The sequence below is a fragment of the uncultured Streptococcus sp. genome (assembly GCF_963516575.1).
GTDB lineage: Bacteria > Bacillota > Bacilli > Lactobacillales > Streptococcaceae > Streptococcus.
On the sequence record NZ_CAUQCP010000004.1, the window covers coordinates 1 to 18,810 of the forward strand.

The following is an 18,810-nucleotide window of genomic DNA, read 5'->3' on the forward strand; positions in this document are numbered from 1 at the left end:
AAACATGCACTTGATAAAACTGGCAAGAAAGTCCTTGACGGTAAAGAAGTTCAAATGGGTGAGTTGATTCAGTACCTTCTTGATGGTTCAATGATTCCAGAAAGACACCATCCGTTGTCTCAATATGACGGTTTGGATAAGCTCGATACGAAGCATGACCGCTATACTGGTAATTGGAAAGGTATCATCAAGGGTACAGAATACACAGCAGAAAAAGAGCTTGTGTTACCTTATGATGTGACATTGAAGGATGGTAAAGTGGTTAAGGCAGGGGATAAGATTGCCAAAGATAGCTCTTATGCCTTTACCTTTGAGTTCAATCAAGGTACAAATTCAGAGTTCATCAAGAAACTTGTGACAGTTAAGTGGGATGACAAAGGTGGTCAGTGGTCTTACGTTATCAATCAAGATTTCTTAAACTCTCTAGGAATTAAAGGCACATTTGATGCCGACTTCTATATTGAAGTTGAACGTATCGCAAGTGGAGAAATCGAAAATAAATTTGTGAACATTGTCAACAGTCAAGAAACGGGAGCAAAGGTAACAACCCACACTCCAGAACCACCAAAACCAGAAGAACCGAAAAAGGAAGAACCTAAACCAGAACCAAAACTGGAAAAACCGAAAAAGGAAGAGCCAAAACCGGAACCAAAACCAGAGCCAAAAACTCCTGAGTCGCCAAAACCACAAGAACCTAAGAATCCTTCACTACCAAATACAGGAACAGCAAGCAGCATGCTTTCAGTTGTAGGAATGATTTTGGGATTGTTGAGTCTTGCAGGAGCTGGGCTTCGTAAACATAAAAAATAGAACATCTAGAAATTCCCCCTCATCTATGGTATAATGAAGCCATAAAAAAGAGGGGGAAGAGAGATGAGAAAGGACACGAAAATGGATGCACATGTGACTAGAAGTGGATATAGATACTATACCCCAACTAAAACAAAATCAGAAGTCACCAAACCTGAAGGGAAGAAGTGGAAAAAAGGCCTACGTTGGCTAGGAAAAACCATTTGGTCAGGAATAAAGAATCTACCGAGTGTAATTGCGAGAGCTGCCGTTTTGATGGTTGCGACTCCACTCATGTTTCTCCTCTTTATCTTTAATCTGATTAAGAGCTTGATTGCGACAGCAATTGGTTGGGTTGTATTTAAGGTTGTTGTGGCTTTTCTGGTTATATGCTACTGGGCATTTTTGACAAAAGAAGGTAGTGCTCCAACAAGTGTTGAACATTGGTTCAAAGATTGGATAATGCCTGAAGGTGTCCCAATTTATCACTGGTGGGAAACGACCATTATCGTTGTCTTAGCTGTGATTACAGCTCTCTCTCTAACCTTTCGTCCAGAGGATGAAAAATAGTATTAAATAAACAAAGTAGGTACTAGGAATCTTTCTTAGTACCTTTTTTATAAAAAGAAAGCGAGAAAAAAGAATGGATGCAGTTGTAGATTTTGTTAACAAAATTGGAGATATCGGTGGAATTATCGGTCTTGGTTGGGCGGCTTGGGGTGCCTGGGATTTAGTAATCGGAATCAGACGGGAATTGGATGATAAAAAGGATAAAGGACTTCAGAGTATCATATTGGGCGCAATTATTGGTGCTGTTTTAAAAGCTCTCTTTACAGCTTTGGCTTCAGGTCTTCAATCTCTTGGCTAGTATGAGGAAGAAAAAGGAGGTGGTTTTATGAACCAATCCACACTTGATCAACTAACCATGAGTCTGAAAGACTATAATGCGACAGCCTATCAGCTGATGGAGACTGTTTCGGGTTCGATGGAGAAGGTAGGCATTTTGCTTCTTCTCCTTTTTATGGGAATCAATATCATGAACTGGCACCAGCATCTTAAAAGCAACGGAGGCGAGTTGTCTTTTCAGCTTTGGATTGAAGAAATCCTCAAGTATGCCATTGCCCTCTTTTTTATCCTATATGTGGATGCGATTTTCGATGCCTTGTCTTGGTTGTTTAACGTTGTAATTAAGGCGGTGGCTAGCGCAAGTATTAGTCCGTATGAAACTGAGTTGCCAGATTTAAAAGGAGTCAATGCTATAGCTAAAGCTATGCTCCAGTTTATTTATTGGGTCGTTGATTTTGTTGGTCAGATATCAACTAAGTTATTGATCTTGTTGCGCTCCTTTACGCTTTACACGTATAAGGGAATCGCTAAAATTATTGTCGCTTGTTACATGGTGGATAGCCTACGTCCAATTTGCTTCGGCTTCTTTAAGCTCTATATTGCGGCTGTCCTTCAGGGATTGATTCTAGTGGTTATTATCATGCTTTACCCAGCCATTGTCACGAATGATCTCTTGACAGTTGATAAGACTGGAGCCTGGACAAGTGCTTTAGTTGCCATTGCAAAAGGAATCATTTACATTATTATGCTATTTGGCAGCCAACGCATGGCTAAGAATATCATGCAGGTGAACTAGATTATGGTATAATGAAGAGAGAATGCTGAAGGAGGGATGGTATGGCTGTTTCGAAGTTTTATGCAGTATGGCGGAAAGAATCTGGAGAAGAAGAGATTGTGAATGCTTTTCAAGCACTCGCTCTAAAGGGGCGAGCACAAATTATTACGACGCCGAAAGAACAGGCGACTCTTTTTGATTTGGAAACGGGTCTCAAGGTTAATCCAAGAAGTAGCCAGAAAAAAGATGGTCGCTATGTAGGTCAACCATACTTTAGTTACTATCCAGGTGAAGAGAGCCCGTTAAAGGGGTTAGAAAGTAGCTTTGAGTATTCCTCTGAGCTGAATGCTTTTATCGAGGCTTTCAAGACTATTGAGAAATTTCAGATTGAATATGACAATCATACGGCTCATATTTTTCCTAAAGCTATTTCTCCGATGAAACGGATTGTATTTGAAGATGAAGACTTTGTTATTCTAAAGCTCTTGATTGATATTGATGAGACTTATCCTTATTCTGAATACTACCGTTTAAATGGTCAACTAGGTATTGAATTTTATAACACCAGAAGACCAGAACCTGTTAAACGGATAAAATTAGCTAAAGAAGGCATTCCCTTGTTTGAAGCCAAAGCTCACTTCCCTGAATCTACTAAAATTTATGTTCCTAAAGAATTTACTTCACCTGAACAGGTTAGAAGTATTGCTGCTAGAGTGAGGAAAGTTTATCAGGAAACAAACTATAAACTGTATGGGAATTTTGATAAATACCACATAGAAGCATTTGTCTTTTTAGATGATAATGAAAGGAAGTACAAAACTTTGAAAACTTATGAGGAACAGTGTCAGGAATTGCAGGCAAAAATTAAGAAGTTGGAAGAGAACTTCAATCAAAAAACTGAGAAAGTCAACCAGCTGAGAAAAGAAATTGAGCAAGCCAAAACAATTTTGAGAAACTATCGTGAAGAGGAGGAGTATTACAAGAAGTTAGAAAAGGATAATCAAAAACTAGAATCAGATAAACAAAGACTGAAGCAGGAAAAAGGAGAAATTATCTCTGAGAATCAACGTCTAACCAATGAATCACAACGTTTACGTAGACTGAAAAATGTAGCAGAAGAGAAGATAAAGTATTTACAAAAACGATCGTTCTGGCAAAGACTTTTCAATAAATAAAAATAGCAGGTAATGAAACAGTTCTAAAAACAGAGCTGTTTTTTTGATGGAAAGGATAAAGTATGAATTTGGAAGAACTCAACCAACGGCGAGATGAGCTTGTGCAAGACAATGCTTGGATGGATAATTTAATTAAGGAAAAAGAGGAAGAGTTATGGGAATTGAAGGTAAGAGGTATTGCAGCTTCTGAGCTAGCGAGATCGGCATTGGAATCTGCTTTACGCTCTGCAGGAATTGTAGATACCTTTTACGGCCCAGATAATGGAAAGAAAGGAATAGAATGACACGTTTAGGCAGTGAATTTTTAAAGGCTTTAGATAGCTACGAAAGGCCAGTTATAGGATATATGACACTGAGACAGTTAGTGCTACTATTTGGGATAGCATTGACAGTAGTTGTAACTACCATCCTCTATTGGCTGAAGGCACCTGATACTATTCTTTATGGCGTTGATATTTTGTTATTAGCGCCTTTTGTTATTTTCGGGTGTTATTTCGATGAGAAAATTAAAGATAATGTTCGTTTCATGTTAACCAAGCAGGAACGCTCTTATCAGACAGATTATGACAGAAAGGAATACACAAGAAATGAATTTATTCGGCCGAAAGAAAACCCCGAAACTCTCTAAGGAGGAACGGGAACGGGCCAAACGTCTGAGACGTACCATGACGGCCTCTACACAGAATAGTCTTAATTATCAATGGCTGACACCCGATGGACTTATGAAAATTACAAATGATCAATTTTCAAAGACCTACCGTCTAGGTGATACAAGCTACATTACTGCAACAGATGATGAGCGAATTGATATCATTGAAACAAACGCTGATATTTTTAATTCGCTGGACATTGATAATGATATGCAGCTATTGATCTTGAATCGTAGGGTAGAAAGCAATAGCTTATCTTCAATCCGCTATGATTTGGTTGGAGATGGGTATGACGATTATCGTAAAGAATACAATGCGATGATCAATGATCGCTTCTCTCAGGAACAAAATACCTTCAAGGTAGAAAAATATCTGACGATTACAACCCAAACTGACCAGGATCATCAAGCTAGAAGAATCCTTGATGATACAGCTAGCGTTATTGAAAGTCAGTATAGTGGCTTAGGAATCTCCTTTAAGGAATTAGAGGGATTAGATCGCCTTCTTATATTCCGAAAACTCTTGAGACGAGAAGGCTTTATTGATTTTAACTATGAAGACATTGCTATTTCTGGACTATCAACCAGGGACTTTGTAGCTCCAAACTATCTGAAGTTTGAAAAAGATTATATGAAAATTGATGATTGTTTCGCAAGGGTGATGTATGTTAGACAATATCCTACCTTCTTGAATGACAAACTGATTAAGAATATCCTGGATACAGGAATTGAACTGGCTATTAGTCTGCATGCGAAGCCCTATGATACTGCAGATGCCTTGAAGAAAATCAAGACAGTTAAGTCAAGTGTACGCAGGGAAATGATCAAGAGTCAGAAGGCTGCCGCAAAAGAAGGCTATGGAAGTGACTTGGCCGTTGGTGGGAAAGCTGTGGAGACATCTCGCGAAACAGAGAAATGGACTGAAGAACTCCAGGACAATGACCAAAAAATGTTTTCAGGTGTGATGACGATTTTCTTCATGGCTGATACTCTGGAAGAGTTGAATATCTACACAGAGCAGGTTCAACGATCTGTCCGTAAGAATACGGTAGAACTGGATAAGTGTTACTTGTACCAGGAAGAATCCTTGAATACGATTCTACCGATTGGAATTCCATTTATCAATGTGAAACGCCGTTTTATGAGAGATATGACTACCAGTAACTTGGCTACACAAGTCCCATTTACCAACGTAGATCTTCGATCTAACAGTCCACGTGCAATTTATTATGGCCAGAATCAGCTATCTAAGAACGCTATCACAGTTGACCGCAAGAAAGACTTGAACACAGGTTCAGGTTGTATCTTTGGGACTTCAGGATCAGGAAAGTCTGTCCTTGCTAAAGGTGGAGAGATAATTCCTACAACTCTACGTTACCCTGAAGATAATATTATTATCGTCGATGCTGAAGATGAGTACACTGGTATTGGTCGAGAATTGGGTGCAGAAATTATCACAATCGCTCCTGGAACGCAACATCACTTTAACTTGTTGGATCTTCCTGATAAGGATAAACTGCAGGCAGAAGATAGTGACCCGATTGGCCAAAAATCAAACCTCTTATCAACCTTGTTTGAAAATATATTCTCTGAGGTATCAGACGATGAATTTGCGATGATTGACCGTGTAACGAGAAAGACCTATGAGGAATTTGAAAAACCAACATTTAAGGATTGGCAAGCCGTTTTGGAACGTCAACCTGAAGATGTGGCCAAGGAGTTGGCGCTGAAGGCTGAACCTTATACGGTTGGATCAAATGATATTTTCGCACATCCTACAAACGTCAATATGAATAGTCGCTTTATTATCTTCAATCTCAAGCAGTTGAGTGGTAAATTGAAACCATTTGCCCTCCTGGTGATTCAGGATTTCATCTGGAATCAGGTAGTCAATAATCAAGGAAAAGCTATTACATGGTTGTACTTTGATGAGTTGCAGCTATACTTCAAAAATAAACTGCAAGCAACCTTCTTTACAGAACTATACTCACGTATTCGTAAATATGGGGCCATTCCAACAGGGATTACACAGAATCCAGAGACTGTTTTATCTACGGAAGAAGGTAGAAAGCTAGTCGCAAACTGTGAGTTTCTAGCCCTCCTGAAGCTGAAACGGACAGACCTAGAAGCTCTGGAGCAGGTTATTCCTCTTACGCCTTCGTTGGAGCGATTTGTCTTGCGACCAAAAGCAAAAGGTACGGGTTTGATTGTGGCTGGAGATACGATTGTTCCATTTGAAAACCCTATTCCTAAAGATACCAAACTGTATCAATTAGTTGCGACGGATAGTTAAAAAATAGAAAGAGAGGTGATTTCTTTTGTTTGAAAGTGATCCCAATCAATTAAAACAGGAGCGTAAGCTGAGGATCAAAGAAGGATCCTCCCTGAATGCAGAAAAAAATCTTAAAGAAGCACGTTTAGACTCAAGAGTTGCATTTAAAGAAGCTAAGAAGAATTATCGCTTAGCGAACAAAGATTATAAACTACACAAAGGACCTCAAGCAACAGCTAGAGGTCTTTTCTTTAAGCAACAACGTGATCGAGCAAAGTTAGAAAAACAAATTGCAACAACGCTCTATAAACGAGCTAAAAATGCTGATGACAGTTATATCCCTAATCGCCTAAAGAAACGTGCACAACAAAGTGCTCGAATGAAAGCGAGACACGACGTTGAGAAGACAGTCAGAGATAATGAGATTCTTGGAGACTGGGTTCAGGCGAGGCAAAACATTCGTCAATTTAAGTACCAGGTAAACGCCTCTAAAAGAGCGTTAAATGCTGTAGGAAAATTATCCAAGTATTCAATCAATCACAGCTATGGACAGCTCAATAAAAGCTATAATTTCATCAGAGGGCGAGGGTATACTCGAACACCTAGAGAGTTCTCCTGGGAAGGAAAACTCAGCAAAAAGATGAAACAGGCCAGAAAACGACTTGCACGTTCAAAGTTTGGGAAGGTGTCAAGAGGGACAGGGAAGGTTTTGAAGGTTGCGACAAAGCCCCTGCGTTCGATCTTATCCAATCCTTTAGCAGTCAAGTCTTATTTCTTGATGTTTCTTATCTTTGCCGTTCTAGGGATATTTATGGCAGTTTTTGGAGGAAGTGGCCCTATCCAACAAAATGAATTTGATTTGAACAAGTCCTGGCTCCAAATCAGTAAACGAGATCGAGAGAAGTCAAATGATAAGGTAGACTATTGGACAAACATCGATGACATGATCTTTTTCATGAACTTTCGCTACGGTAGTGAGTGGAAACCAGAAAGCAACTGGAATGAGGGAACTGGTGGTGAATGGGCTGGGACGTTAGGTTTTAATCACTATTCTGATGCCTTGAATGATCTTTGGAATCATTTGAATGATGACCCTCATAACTTGAAAAAGATGGCTGACTTATATGGCCCCTCGTCAGATCTAAAGTGGGCTAAGTTGAGTGATAGCGAGTTAGAAGAGTATAAAGAGCTAGAGGATTTGACTAAAGAAGTTGGTCGATACCCCTCTTATCAAGAACTAGCTAATCCCTTTTACCAGGAAGACGACCCTTCTTATCAAGCTCCTTTAGTTATCCTGAAGCGGTTTGGTTATACCTCTAAGAGTGAAATCTATGAGAAAACACAACTAAAAGCTTCAACAGGACAAGCTCTAAGAGCTCCTATTGACGGTCAAGTCAGTGTGACAGATGATACTACTGTATCCATCAAAACAGATAAAGCCATCTTTACTTATGAAGAGGTAGGAAATATCCGTGTGTCTGACGGTGTTCAGGTCAAAACTGGAGATGAAGTTGGTAAGGTAACGTCAAATGGTTACCAGGTCATTCAGTATCAAAAATTGGAGGAGAAAGAGACGAAGGATAAGAAAGAAAAGTGGACATCAGTTAATCCAGGCTTTTACTTTCAATCTGTCACGTACAATCAGACAACCTCAGTCATTACCACACTTAATGGCGATTTGGGGCAAAAATCACGAGCGATAAAAGATTACTTGAAGCAAAAGGTACCAGGGCTGACAGATAATGGTTTGGCAGCCATGCTTGGAAACTTTGCAACAGAAAGCAATATTAATCCTAAACGTGCTGAAGGAGATTACCTTAGCCCTCCAGTAGGGGCTGATTCTTCTTCTTGGGATGATGAGTCCTGGTTAGCTATAGGAGGACCAGCGATTTATAACGGAAGATACCCAAATATTCTTCGACGAGGTTTAGGATTGGGACAGTGGACAGATACAGCGGATGGCTCCACGAGACATACTCTATTATTAAACTATGCAAAATCTAAGAATAAGAAGTGGTATGATTTGGAACTGCAGCTGGATTTTATGTTGGAGGGGGATACTCCTTACTATATTACAGGACTAACTTCAATTCTAACTAGTACAGAGGATGTAGAGACGCTTACAGAGCGTTTCCTGGTAAATTGGGAAGGAAACTCTGGAGATAAGGTCTTAGAGCGCCAGAATAATGCTAAGCAGATCCACGCTTTTCTCACTCAACAAGTTCGAGGAGGTGGAGAGTTAGCTTCTTCCTGGAATTTCCCTGCAGAGTATCAGTCAAAAGTGGAACACCCTCCTACACAAGCTTCCATGACGACACAACAAGGAAGTGGCTATCCAGTTGGCCAATGTACTTGGTATGCCTATAACCGTTTAGTCGAACTAGGAACGATTACGGACTTATCTGGATCTTATGGTTACCTTGGCAATGGTCAGGATTGGGTAACAAGCCTAGTCGCAAAAGGATGGAAGTACAGTACGTCACCAACGAGAGGGGCTGTTGTATCCGTTCTAGGTGGATTTGGTGGGACACCAGGTGAATACGGTCATGTTGCGATTGTGGAAGCTGTGACCCCAGATGGTTCATTCCTCGTTTCGGAATGTAATATCCAAGGTGTACAGGATAAGGTCCATTTTCGTGTTATCTATCCAGCTTACTACTATACATTTGCGACACCAAATTAAAAAAGAAAGAAGGTAAATCATGAAAATGATAGATATGGAGAAATTGAAACTCCTTAAAATAGGAGGAATATTTATAGGAGTTGTGTTAGTTCTAGGATTCGTATTCTGGATTGGTGCAGCAACCTCAGCGCAAAAGAAAGCTAAACAGGAAGCTGAAACCACGCAACAAGAAACCAAAGCAGAGGGAAGCGAACTAACGCAAGAATATGTAAAGGAATTTTTGACGGCTTACTTCAATAAGCAGGATCTTGGAGAAAATAGAAATCGCTATTTACCCTATATGACAGAAGCTGCTTACAATCAGGAAGTGAACTCTGAAGAAGAACCATCGGTACAAACCTATAAGGGCTATGTAGTGGATACACAGATGAAGTCTTCTACCATCTACATCGATCAAGAAAATAATGTTGCCCTAGCTCAAGTGAGATACACTCAGACACAGTTACAGAAGAAGTATGATTATACTAACGCCCAAACAAACGTAGGATCTTCAAGAACCATACGGCTTCGCTTCAGCAAGCAAGATGGGAAATACCTGATAAATCATATTGACCCCATTTTGATTGTAGACAGCTTGAACGCCAGCGAAAAGGCGAGTATTCCATCATTAAACAAACCAAGTACTAACCAAACAACAGAAGGGAAAAAGGAACAATGACAAAATTAGAAACTTTGGAAAAACAAAAACAGAAAGCGGAAGACCGCTTAGCTGACTATATGTGCAAGGCCAAGAAGGAAGAAGAGAAACTGCAGCAGCTAGAAACTCAAATCATTCTGGCCAAACATGAGGAACGGTCAAACTACTTGGCCGAACATAATTTAACTTGGGCTGATATTGAAACAGCTCTTGCTGAAGGAAAATTGAAAGGAGTTGAAAAACATGTACCGTTTAACCAATCTGACACAAAACACGACCACAACGTATAAGAATCGAGACCTTGTTTATCAAGCCCTGGAGCGAGAAAATGCCAAGGTTAAGCATCAGGAGGCAGAGGCCGTTTTATTGGTAGAGGAGCTGGATAAAAAGAATGTAGTGATCTATCAAGAAGATGTCTATTTACCGTTTGAGGGAATCGCAGACAGCCTCTTCCTGAAGCCTGGTACATTGAATAAACAGGAGGCTGCACCAAAAGAAGCAAAAACCTCTTTCTTTAAGCGCCAGCCAAAAACAAAACATCAAGAGAAGACTCCTGAAGAAAAAGCTGAAGCCTCTTCCTTGAAACATGAAACTCCCAAACCTCGAACCTCTTCTAAACGCTCTTTTTGGGTGTATTTAGGAAGAGTTTTGGTGTTATTGAGTCTAGCAGGAAGTCTGACACTTGCTGGCTTATCACTTACGCTAGTTTACCATCAAGAAAAGCAACTCTCGGCCGTATCCAAGGAACTTTCAAATCTAAAAACCATTCAGTCAAAAACAGGGGAACTAGATGCCTTTTCACGTTACTTTTTGCCAGCCCTTTACTCTGATAAAGGGAAAATGGCTGATTTCGTAGCTCCTCAATTAACGATAGATAGACAAGCAGGTCAACTGCAGTCTGTGATTTTGGAATCTAGCTTGATTGTTGATGAAGCAACTTATCAGCTAACCTATGTAGTAGCCGTGAAAGACGGTGAGAACAGAAGTCAGAAACGCTTGGTAGTTACTGTAAAGGAAGAACCTTCAGCACCTTACGGATTCCAGGTTATTGCTAATCCAGAACTGTCCAATTATCCAAAATAAAGGAGGTTTTACATGGATCAAGAAAAAGTCAGTCATTCTCTGGCGTTAAAAGGAAAAGTTACTCTGGAGATGACGATACAAGCTCTGTATGCCCTCGCAAAAGCCCACTATGACAAGAAACAACATAAGGCAGCAAATCGAACTTTTGAAGGGGAGACGTTATTCAACGACTTTATGGCCACCAAGTCTGAAAAAGATGTTGAGAAGTTATTAAACAGTGAAGTCCACTTAGCCAAGCTAAAGCATTACTTGGAAGAGTATAAGGTGGGTTTTACTTATCATCAAAAAGATGGTACAACCTATCTCTTCTTTGAAACAAAAAATCGTCCCCTGGTAGAAAAGGCTCTCAAAGAGATGTTAGCAGACATCACGAAAAGCCCAGAAAAATTGGAGGAGTTTGCGAAAAAGGTAATGAAGAAACCACACGAAATGACTCCTGAAGACAAAATAGCCTACTACAAGAGTCATACGGTGTACAAGGGAACCATCTCTGTAGTGACGAAGGATATTGGAAAGGAAAAAGCACGATGATTAGAAAGCCTATATGGCCCTACCTTATGGTGGGGCTATTTTCATTTGTAATTTTCCAGTCCTTTTACCATTACTACCAACTTTCGACTGCAGCAGTACCTTTCATGGGAATGTTGCGACTTCGTTGGTTGCTAGAACACTGGGAACGCTTCTCTTTTGGTCTCTTCTTTGACTCAGGAGCCTTATATGCAGGGTTGATTGGATTTGGTCTCCCAATGCTTGTATATACTTCTATCGATAAGAATTTATATCGTCAGGGAGAAGAACAAGGTAGTGCTCGTTTCGCGACTTTGAAGGAAATGAGACGATTTGAAGACGTTGATTTTGAGAAGAATATGATTTTTTCAAAACAGGTCAAAATGGGGCTATTTAACTTTCGCTTAGCCTATAATGTCCAGCTTAATAAAAATGTGATTGTCATTGGTCTTCCAGGAGACGGTAAAACCTTTACTTTTGTATTGCCAAATTTAATGCAGATGAACTCAAATTTTGTTGTGACAGATCCTAAAGGAAACCTGGTACACGAAGTTGGGAAGATGCTTGAGAAAGCTGGCTATGCTGTTAAAATCTTTGATTTGATTCGACTCAAGAATTCAGATCGGTTTAATCCTTTTCATTACATGAAGTCTGAGCTAGATATTGATCATATCTCTGAAGCAATTACTGAGGGAACGAAGAAGAGTGAGCATACTGGAGAGGACTTCTGGGTTCAAGCAGAGTTGATGCTGCAACGTGCATTGATTGGTTATCTCTATTTTGACTCTAAGGATCCTGAAACTGGAGTCCAGTTATATATGCCAAACTTGGGGCACGTTGCGGATCTATTAAGAAATATGTATAGAGAGGATCCAGATGTACCAAGCCCTGTTGAGCAAATGTTTGAAGAATTGAACGAACATCAACCCAACAACTATGCTTATAAACAGTGGAAATTATTCCAAAACTTCAGAGGCGAGACAAGAAACAGTGTGGTAGCGATTTTGTCTTCTCGCTATTCTATCTTCGATCATGAAGATGTACGAAACTTGATCAGTGAGGATACCATGGAAATGGATACCTGGAATACGAAAAAGACAGCCGTTTTTATTGCTATTCCTGAAACCAATAACGCCTTTAATTTTCTTTCCTCAATCTTATTTGCGATTGGTTTTGAGGTTCTCACACATAAGGCTGATGATATCCTGCAAGGAAAAGTGCCTGGCTACAGTAGAAAAAATCTTCGCCACATTCAGTTTATCTTCGACGAGTTTGCACAAATTGGCCGTATTCCAAACTTCGCCCAGGTTCTATCTTCTATTCGTAGTCGTGAGATGTCTATTAAGATTATCATCCAAGCTGTCAATCAGCTAGAATCACTATATAAAAGCGATTGGAAGACAATCTTTAATAACTGTGCTACTCACCTATTTTTAGGGACAAATGACAAGGATACGATGGAATACTATTCTACAAGGTCAGGTAAGCAGACTATACGTACTAGATCCACCTCAAAATCGCATAGTTATCGTAATGGCTCATCAAGTGAAAATAAACAAATTCAAGGCCGTCCCCTTCTAACTCCAGATGAAGTCGCAAGAATTGGGGTAGAAGAAGGATTGGTCTTTATTTCTAAACAAAATGTCTTCAGAGATAAAAAAGCAAGTGTCTATGATCATCCTAGAAAAGATGAGATTGCAAGTTCTCCTGAAGACAAAGAAAACTGGTACGAATACACTCGAAAAGGAACAAACATTGACGGCTTGCTTTTATATGCTAACGATTTGACTCCGCAGCTAAAAGAGTTATTCGTGGCCTAACATACAGAAAGGATAGTAGGATGGAAACACCAAAAATACAATTAGGATACCTGGAGAGTATCTCACAAGTTTTAGCATTAAAGCTAGAAAATTTAGCTACAGAACGTTATGCTATTTGGCAGCTATTCAAACAGACAGATGAGGAGACTTTCTATCAATTAGCTCATCATCTTTTTGTGACAACGAATCAGGAAGACTCATTAGTTGTTAGTGAACTAGATGCAACTCCTGAAGGATATCGTTTATTCAAGGAATTGGTCGAGGAGGAAACAGGATGGTTTTAACAAAAGCACAGGCAAAATCGCTGGATATTTTAGAAGTAGCTCGTAGTCTCGGAATGGAAATGAAGAGAAAGTCACACCGAGAGTATTATTGGGCCGAACACGACTCGTTTAAGATTGATACTGTGAAGAATACCTGGCATTGGTATTCTCAAAACATCTTTGGTGATACCATCAATCTCGTGCAACAAATGCGAAATGTCAGCTATAAGGAAGCCATGGTATTCTTAGAGACAGGATCCTTTCCTGAAGCAAAACCCGTAGAGGAAGAGCGAAAACCTTTCAACTATACATTAGCACCTTACGAACAACCATTTGTAGAGGCTAGAACCTATCTCAAGGAGATTAGAGGTCTCTCTGATGATACAATCGACTTCTTCCTGGAGAAGGGGGTATTAGCCCAAGCTAAACGTAAGGATAAAGATGGTGTTATAGAAGATGTCTTGGTTTTTAAATACTTAGATAGAAATCAGCAACTGGTAGGTGCGAGCCTTCAGGGACTTGTTCCTGATCAAGAACGTCATCCTGGTAAGGGATACTTGAAACAAATTATGTATCAATCAGAATCTATTAGTGGTTTAAACGTTTCTATAGGCTCTCCCAAGCGTTTAATTGTGGCAGAGGCACCAATTGATTTGATGAGCTATTATGAGCTTTATAAGGGCGAATTAAACGATGTTAGACTAGTTGCGATGGAAGGATTGAAAGAGGGAGTATTATCCCACTATGTTCTTGAAATATTACAGGAGCGAGGGGAACTTGCGATGGATGAAAGGGATTATACCAAGTCTAGTGAACTAACACGTACATCTAGATTTTTATCTGTTGCAGCAGAAATCTCTACACTTTTCCACGATCACAAATACGATGATCTCATCACGCTGGCAGTTGATCGTGATAAAGCAGGTACAGATTTTATCACCAAACTACGGGAGAAGAAAATTCCAGTTGTCGATGCAAGACCACCAAAACGTGAAGGTCAGGAGAAGACAGACTGGAATGAAATCCTGAAGCAGGAAAAACATCCTCTAGATAATCAAGAATCTATTGCTAATACAGAGGAGAATGCTGGAAGAATGATGAGTTATGAAGAGGTAAAACGGGAAAACGAAGCATTAACTAAGAAATTAAATAATCGGGTTCAATCTGGAGAATTATCAATCGAATTTGCACCAGATTTCTATCTGTATGATGTCTTTGCAAAGTTAGGAAATAGCCATCCTACAAAATATCTCAATGATAAGCGAATGGAAGTGCTGTCTCCCATCCACTCTCTTTTGACTTCTATAGATGATCAAACGATTGATTTATACAAGAAAAAAGGGACACCTGAGCAGGATTCCTTGTATCAAGCATTGAAACCTCATCAGAGAACTTTGGGAGTAGATATTTCAACCCAGTTCATTGGTGAACTTGCTATAGCAGCCTACAATACAAACAAGCAGATAGAAAGCCTTTCAAGAGACAGTTTTGGTGTCTATTTTGGTGAAAGAACCCTTGAAAATCTATCACAATCAATTGAACTAATGCTGGAGTATCCCTTGATTGAGTTGGGTAAAAGAGACTTTACCTATGGTTTTGTGGTAACTCCAAATACATTGTTCCACTATCTGGAAGAGCAAGAGGGAGAAGTGATTTTAAATCATGAATTATTGGATAACTTGATGTCACGCCTTGATACTCATCCTATTAAGATAATTGAAGTCCCAGAAGAAAAAGAAAAGTCCCTTGATAATTATCAAGAGACTAACACTGGGGGCGAACTATTGAATCGCAATTCCAGTTCTTTAGGAGTAGAAACTCCAGGGACAGCACCGCAGCCCGTTGAGAAAAATTCTCAACCTGATTTTCCTGCCAATGTTCGTCTTCATTTTACCATCGATGAGGATCGAATGTCAAATAAAAAATTCAGGAAAAACATGCGGACGTTAAATTTATATGCAAACGCAATGAGAGACTCGGCTCAATGGTATTTAAAAGAAATGTCAGGGACAAGTATCCATTATGTTTATAGGAATCCAGAAGAAAAGCAATTCCAAATTCTAAATGTTAAATTTGACAAGAAAAATTGGATGCACTTAACTGGAGTAACACCTATATATAATGAGTGGGTAGAACATTTGTCTGAGTCATTCGTTGAAGATGTTGCAGCTGGGAAAGGGCATTTCAAAGATTTAAAATTTGCGAATGGAATGTCGGATAAACTAAAAGTTTTGAACTTATTACCTGAGGTGATAGAGTCAGACTCCTTTGTGTTTAACGATCTTTCATCTGTAAAGAAATTTAATAATCTGGATCTTTCAAAAGCAATTAGACCAGAAGATACTGATTTGTTATTGTTATTCAAAGAAAAGGAATTTACTCATGTCCCTGCATCTTTAATGAGAGTGAAGGGGGATTTAAGTAAACAACTGGAAGATATAGATACTGGCACAATTCTCGGTGTCTATAGAGAAAGAGATGGCCAGATTGAACAGCTATCGATTAATGATGAATATGTTAAAGATGGTGGCGAGGAAATGCTATCTGTCTTGAGAAATAAGCAGTATGAAGAGGTTCCTAAAGAATCTGAACAAACAACTTCAGTAAATACTATAGATAAAACTTCACTTGATTCAGTAACTTTTACTCAAGTTTTGGATACTGTCTATAATTTAGGTGTTCCAAATGACATCTCAAAAACTCCAGAAGAATTTCATAAAGCCTGGGATCAATATCTTGATTATGCTAAGAAATACAATGATAAATTTGATCAGATTGTTGCTGCAGCAGGAGAAAATCATCTCCTAGATACAAATTCAGACTTTTATAGAGAGTGGAAACAAGATTATATCTATAAGGAGAACTACCATGTACGCCTTCAATGGTCTGAGGAACGCCCAGAAGGCCCTATATTGCCATTTAAAGAAACAGAGCTGATTTCGTATCAAGAATTTGCTAGAGAGCTATACAAGGCCAACCAGAGCTTCTATCAGTTACATCAGGAAGGGCTAAAACAAGTGACTGGTGGTCACCCAGAAGGCTACATCTCTCCAACTAAGATTCAGTTTAGTATCTACGCTCCCGATGGTGAACTGATCCAGGATAGCATTCGTTACAATATCGGTGAGGAGATTAACCCAGTCGCTCATAAAGAAAGACTTGGAACACGAGAAATGAGAGAACACCCAGAATTGATGAAGATAGATGGGACCATATTCACTCAGTATCATCTGGAGAGATTGGCGAGTGAGTTAGATATTTCTCAGTTTAGTTACGCTTTGGAAGATACTCCTTACGCAGAACAACTTTTATCTCAAGTACCTTACGGAGTGTTAGAAAATAGTCCGATTGGTTTTTCGGATAGTAGTCATGATAGTCGTCTTGGATTTATCTCCTTTGATGGAATGGATAGTGTTGAGGTCGAAAATCTATCTGCTTGGTTTGAGAAGTTGGGAGTTAAGGATTCTCCGTTGGAACAAGTAGCTCTTGTAGAAAAATGGCAAAAAGAAATCAAAAGTTTATCAGAAAAAGTTGAACAAACGATCACCACAGTTCGAGAAGAATTTGAGAAATCACAAGAGGAAGAAATCAAACTAGAAGAACAAGTCCACAAAAAACAGGGTTTGAAAAGTGATGCGGATGCTGATGGTGTTTCTGATGAGGAGGAGTTGCTTCAGGGAACGAATCCGTATGATTTTAGATCGAAACTAGGTTCTAAACCAGAGGGCGAGGAGAGTCTACAAGAGGATGAGGTTGTTTTAGCAGCTGGTAGTCTTGCAGTCGCAGATTTTATTCAGAATAAAGATATGGCAGGATTAAGTCGTCATCTTAAAGAAGGAATTAAGGAGTTTCTGGATTCAGATAAGTACAAAGACTATCTAACGAAAATGAGCCAACTAAATAATTATTCTAATCGCAACTTACGCTTAATTCTTGCACAAAATCCTGAAGCAAGGCAAGTAGCTTCTTTCAAGCAGTGGAAAGAAAACTTTGGCCGCTATGTGAAAAAAGGTGAGAAGGCTTTACGTATTTTTAAACCTATGACGAAAATCAAAAAGGATGAGAATAATCAACCAATATTGGATAAAAATGGGAAACCAGAAACAGTTACATTCTTTGGTTTAGTGCCAGTTTTTGATGTTAGTCAGACAGAAGGAAAGGATATGCCAAAAGCTGCAGAAGTTAAAGAACAGCTGACTGATTTGGACTATGCAAATCTTTACCGTGCCCTGATGGCTATTGCAAAAGAAAATGATGTATCGGTTCGATTTGAGGAGATGGGAAATAATAAACATGGATATTATTCTGTCCCAGAAAATCAAATTGTTTTACGTAGTAATGAGATGAACAAGGCTCAAATTATTAAAACTTTCTTACATGAGATGGCTCATGCAGAGTTGCATCATGCAGATAATCCTCAAAAAGAAAATCTAACTAGAAGCACAGCTGAACTTCAGGCTGAAAGTGTCGCTTATGTTGTTTCTTCATACTATGGTATTGATACGTCAGAGTACTCCTTTAACTATTTATCTGGGTGGTCTACTGATAAGGAGACACTTGCTGATTTAGAAGCACAGTTGGATATTGTCCAACAAGAAGCTAAAAGTTTAATGGTTCGGATGGATCAAGCATTGGAACAATTAAGATTGAGTCAGGAGAAACAAACGAAGCGCGGTTTTGAACAAAAACTGGAGAAGTTTAAAGATCAGGGCAAGCAAGCTGTCGAAGAACACAAGCAGGAGTTGAAAGCAGATGCACAATCAAAAAAAGAGAAGGGTTTCTCGAAATGACCGAACGGGACACCCCAAATAAACCCAAGGTCAAATTAAAAACAAACCATCATCAAGGAGGACAACACTCATGACCAATGAACAAGAAGAACAACTGATCATCATCCTCTCAGACTTTATTCCAATCATGGATGGAGACAGAGTTGTAGGAATATCGCCAAACGCTAAAGACTTGACTCGCCAAAAAATTCTGGAGCAACTAGAGGAAGAACAGTCTCAACTACCTGAAGGAGATCCTGCTCTTTTGGAGTGGGAAGAAGAAAATATTGAGCTACTCAAGATGATTACAGATGAAGAATTTCAAGCTGTACTCACAGAAAAAATCTTACTGACAGAAATACAAATTGGGCAGTCTATTTTCCAGCCTCTAACTACTCAACAACTTTCTGTCCTAGCTGAAAAGTTGCAAGGCCAGAAAGAAAAAATTGTAGAAAATAGTGATAAGCAATCATCTATTTTCAAAAACATCTTCAGTTGGCTACGATAAAATGTTAGAAGTTGTACTCCAAAAGATATAGGAA

Annotated in this window: 17 protein-coding genes; all 17 read left to right on the plus strand. The window is 39.3% G+C overall.

From position 1 onward, the window contains the following. Positions 1–810: LPXTG cell wall anchor domain-containing protein (locus tag RWM06_RS01245; protein ID WP_313969819.1), on the plus strand; the 810-nt coding region annotated here is incomplete at its 5' end. 63 nt (positions 811–873) lie between these two features. Continuing rightward, entirely contained in the window at positions 874–1,359 is a 486-nt protein-coding gene (locus RWM06_RS01250; RefSeq protein WP_313969820.1) for a hypothetical protein, read from the plus strand. Positions 1,360–1,432: 73 nt separating this feature from the next. Next, a complete protein-coding gene (locus RWM06_RS01255; protein ID WP_125452386.1) occupies positions 1,433–1,657 on the plus strand; it encodes a hypothetical protein in 225 nt (74 codons plus the stop codon). A gap of 27 nt (positions 1,658–1,684) precedes the next feature. Then, on the plus strand, positions 1,685–2,431 hold the full coding sequence (locus RWM06_RS01260; protein ID WP_313969821.1) for a hypothetical protein: 747 nt from the start codon (positions 1,685–1,687) through the stop codon (positions 2,429–2,431). A 41-nt stretch (positions 2,432–2,472) separates the two neighbouring features. Beyond that, positions 2,473–3,585, plus strand: coding sequence for a hypothetical protein (locus tag RWM06_RS01265; RefSeq protein ID WP_313969822.1), 1,113 nt, complete (start codon positions 2,473–2,475; stop codon positions 3,583–3,585). A 62-nt stretch (positions 3,586–3,647) separates the two neighbouring features. Then, positions 3,648–3,869 (plus strand): hypothetical protein, encoded by a 222-nt coding sequence (locus RWM06_RS01270; protein WP_313969823.1) that lies wholly within the window; start codon positions 3,648–3,650, stop codon positions 3,867–3,869. Next, positions 3,866–4,213, plus strand: a complete 348-nt coding sequence (locus RWM06_RS01275) for a PrgI family mobile element protein (RefSeq protein ID WP_000197456.1) — start codon at positions 3,866–3,868, stop codon at positions 4,211–4,213. Before RWM06_RS01270 ends, RWM06_RS01275 begins: the two co-directional genes overlap by 4 nt. Continuing rightward, positions 4,173–6,527 (plus strand): VirB4-like conjugal transfer ATPase, CD1110 family, encoded by a 2,355-nt coding sequence (locus RWM06_RS01280; protein WP_313969824.1) that lies wholly within the window; start codon positions 4,173–4,175, stop codon positions 6,525–6,527. Before RWM06_RS01275 ends, RWM06_RS01280 begins: the two co-directional genes overlap by 41 nt. A gap of 25 nt (positions 6,528–6,552) precedes the next feature. Continuing rightward, positions 6,553–9,189 (plus strand): phage tail tip lysozyme, encoded by a 2,637-nt coding sequence (locus tag RWM06_RS01285; RefSeq protein ID WP_313969825.1) that lies wholly within the window; start codon positions 6,553–6,555, stop codon positions 9,187–9,189. Between the two features lie 19 nt (positions 9,190–9,208). Further along, the gene (locus RWM06_RS01290; RefSeq protein ID WP_313969826.1) at positions 9,209–9,847 is read left to right on the plus strand and encodes a hypothetical protein; all 639 of its coding nucleotides are present in this window, start codon (positions 9,209–9,211) and stop codon (positions 9,845–9,847) included. After that, positions 9,844–10,116 (plus strand): type III restriction endonuclease, encoded by a 273-nt coding sequence (locus RWM06_RS01295; RefSeq protein WP_313969827.1) that lies wholly within the window; start codon positions 9,844–9,846, stop codon positions 10,114–10,116. The genes RWM06_RS01290 and RWM06_RS01295 overlap by 4 nt, the downstream gene beginning before the upstream one ends. Beyond that, the gene (locus tag RWM06_RS01300; RefSeq protein ID WP_313969828.1) at positions 10,070–10,909 is read left to right on the plus strand and encodes a hypothetical protein; all 840 of its coding nucleotides are present in this window, start codon (positions 10,070–10,072) and stop codon (positions 10,907–10,909) included. Before RWM06_RS01295 ends, RWM06_RS01300 begins: the two co-directional genes overlap by 47 nt. Positions 10,910–10,921: 12 nt before the next feature. Further along, the gene (locus RWM06_RS01305) at positions 10,922–11,440 is read left to right on the plus strand and encodes a hypothetical protein (protein WP_313969829.1); all 519 of its coding nucleotides are present in this window, start codon (positions 10,922–10,924) and stop codon (positions 11,438–11,440) included. Then, a complete protein-coding gene (locus RWM06_RS01310; protein ID WP_313969830.1) occupies positions 11,437–13,236 on the plus strand; it encodes a VirD4-like conjugal transfer protein, CD1115 family in 1,800 nt (599 codons plus the stop codon). Before RWM06_RS01305 ends, RWM06_RS01310 begins: the two co-directional genes overlap by 4 nt. Before the next feature lie 20 nt (positions 13,237–13,256). After that, positions 13,257–13,520 (plus strand): hypothetical protein, encoded by a 264-nt coding sequence (locus RWM06_RS01315; protein WP_313969831.1) that lies wholly within the window; start codon positions 13,257–13,259, stop codon positions 13,518–13,520. Further along, positions 13,511–18,289, plus strand: a complete 4,779-nt coding sequence (locus RWM06_RS01320; protein WP_313969832.1) for a PBECR4 domain-containing protein — start codon at positions 13,511–13,513, stop codon at positions 18,287–18,289. The genes RWM06_RS01315 and RWM06_RS01320 overlap by 10 nt, the downstream gene beginning before the upstream one ends. A gap of 70 nt (positions 18,290–18,359) precedes the next feature. Then, complete coding sequence (locus RWM06_RS01325) at positions 18,360–18,776, plus strand: hypothetical protein (protein WP_313969833.1); 417 nt, start codon at positions 18,360–18,362, stop codon at positions 18,774–18,776. Positions 18,777–18,810: the final 34 nt, after the last annotated feature.

Excerpts from the sequence above, each read along its gene's own strand:
- RWM06_RS01250 (WP_313969820.1), top strand. The coding sequence starts at position 874 with ATGAGAAAGGACACGAAAATGGATGCACATGTGACTAGAAGTGGATAT.
- RWM06_RS01270 (WP_313969823.1), top strand. The coding sequence starts at position 3,648 with ATGAATTTGGAAGAACTCAACCAACGGCGAGATGAGCTTGTGCAAGAC.
- RWM06_RS01280 (WP_313969824.1), top strand. The coding sequence starts at position 4,173 with ATGAATTTATTCGGCCGAAAGAAAACCCCGAAACTCTCTAAGGAGGAA.
- RWM06_RS01290 (WP_313969826.1), top strand. The coding sequence starts at position 9,209 with ATGAAAATGATAGATATGGAGAAATTGAAACTCCTTAAAATAGGAGGA.
- RWM06_RS01255 (WP_125452386.1), top strand. The coding sequence starts at position 1,433 with ATGGATGCAGTTGTAGATTTTGTTAACAAAATTGGAGATATCGGTGGA.
- RWM06_RS01275 (WP_000197456.1), top strand. The coding sequence starts at position 3,866 with ATGACACGTTTAGGCAGTGAATTTTTAAAGGCTTTAGATAGCTACGAA.
- RWM06_RS01325 (WP_313969833.1), top strand. The coding sequence starts at position 18,360 with ATGACCAATGAACAAGAAGAACAACTGATCATCATCCTCTCAGACTTT.
- RWM06_RS01305 (WP_313969829.1), top strand. The coding sequence starts at position 10,922 with ATGGATCAAGAAAAAGTCAGTCATTCTCTGGCGTTAAAAGGAAAAGTT.
- RWM06_RS01310 (WP_313969830.1), top strand. The coding sequence starts at position 11,437 with ATGATTAGAAAGCCTATATGGCCCTACCTTATGGTGGGGCTATTTTCA.
- RWM06_RS01295 (WP_313969827.1), top strand. The coding sequence starts at position 9,844 with ATGACAAAATTAGAAACTTTGGAAAAACAAAAACAGAAAGCGGAAGAC.
- RWM06_RS01265 (WP_313969822.1), top strand. The coding sequence starts at position 2,473 with ATGGCTGTTTCGAAGTTTTATGCAGTATGGCGGAAAGAATCTGGAGAA.
- RWM06_RS01320 (WP_313969832.1), top strand. The coding sequence starts at position 13,511 with ATGGTTTTAACAAAAGCACAGGCAAAATCGCTGGATATTTTAGAAGTA.
- RWM06_RS01300 (WP_313969828.1), top strand. The coding sequence starts at position 10,070 with ATGTACCGTTTAACCAATCTGACACAAAACACGACCACAACGTATAAG.
- RWM06_RS01315 (WP_313969831.1), top strand. The coding sequence starts at position 13,257 with ATGGAAACACCAAAAATACAATTAGGATACCTGGAGAGTATCTCACAA.
- RWM06_RS01260 (WP_313969821.1), top strand. The coding sequence starts at position 1,685 with ATGAACCAATCCACACTTGATCAACTAACCATGAGTCTGAAAGACTAT.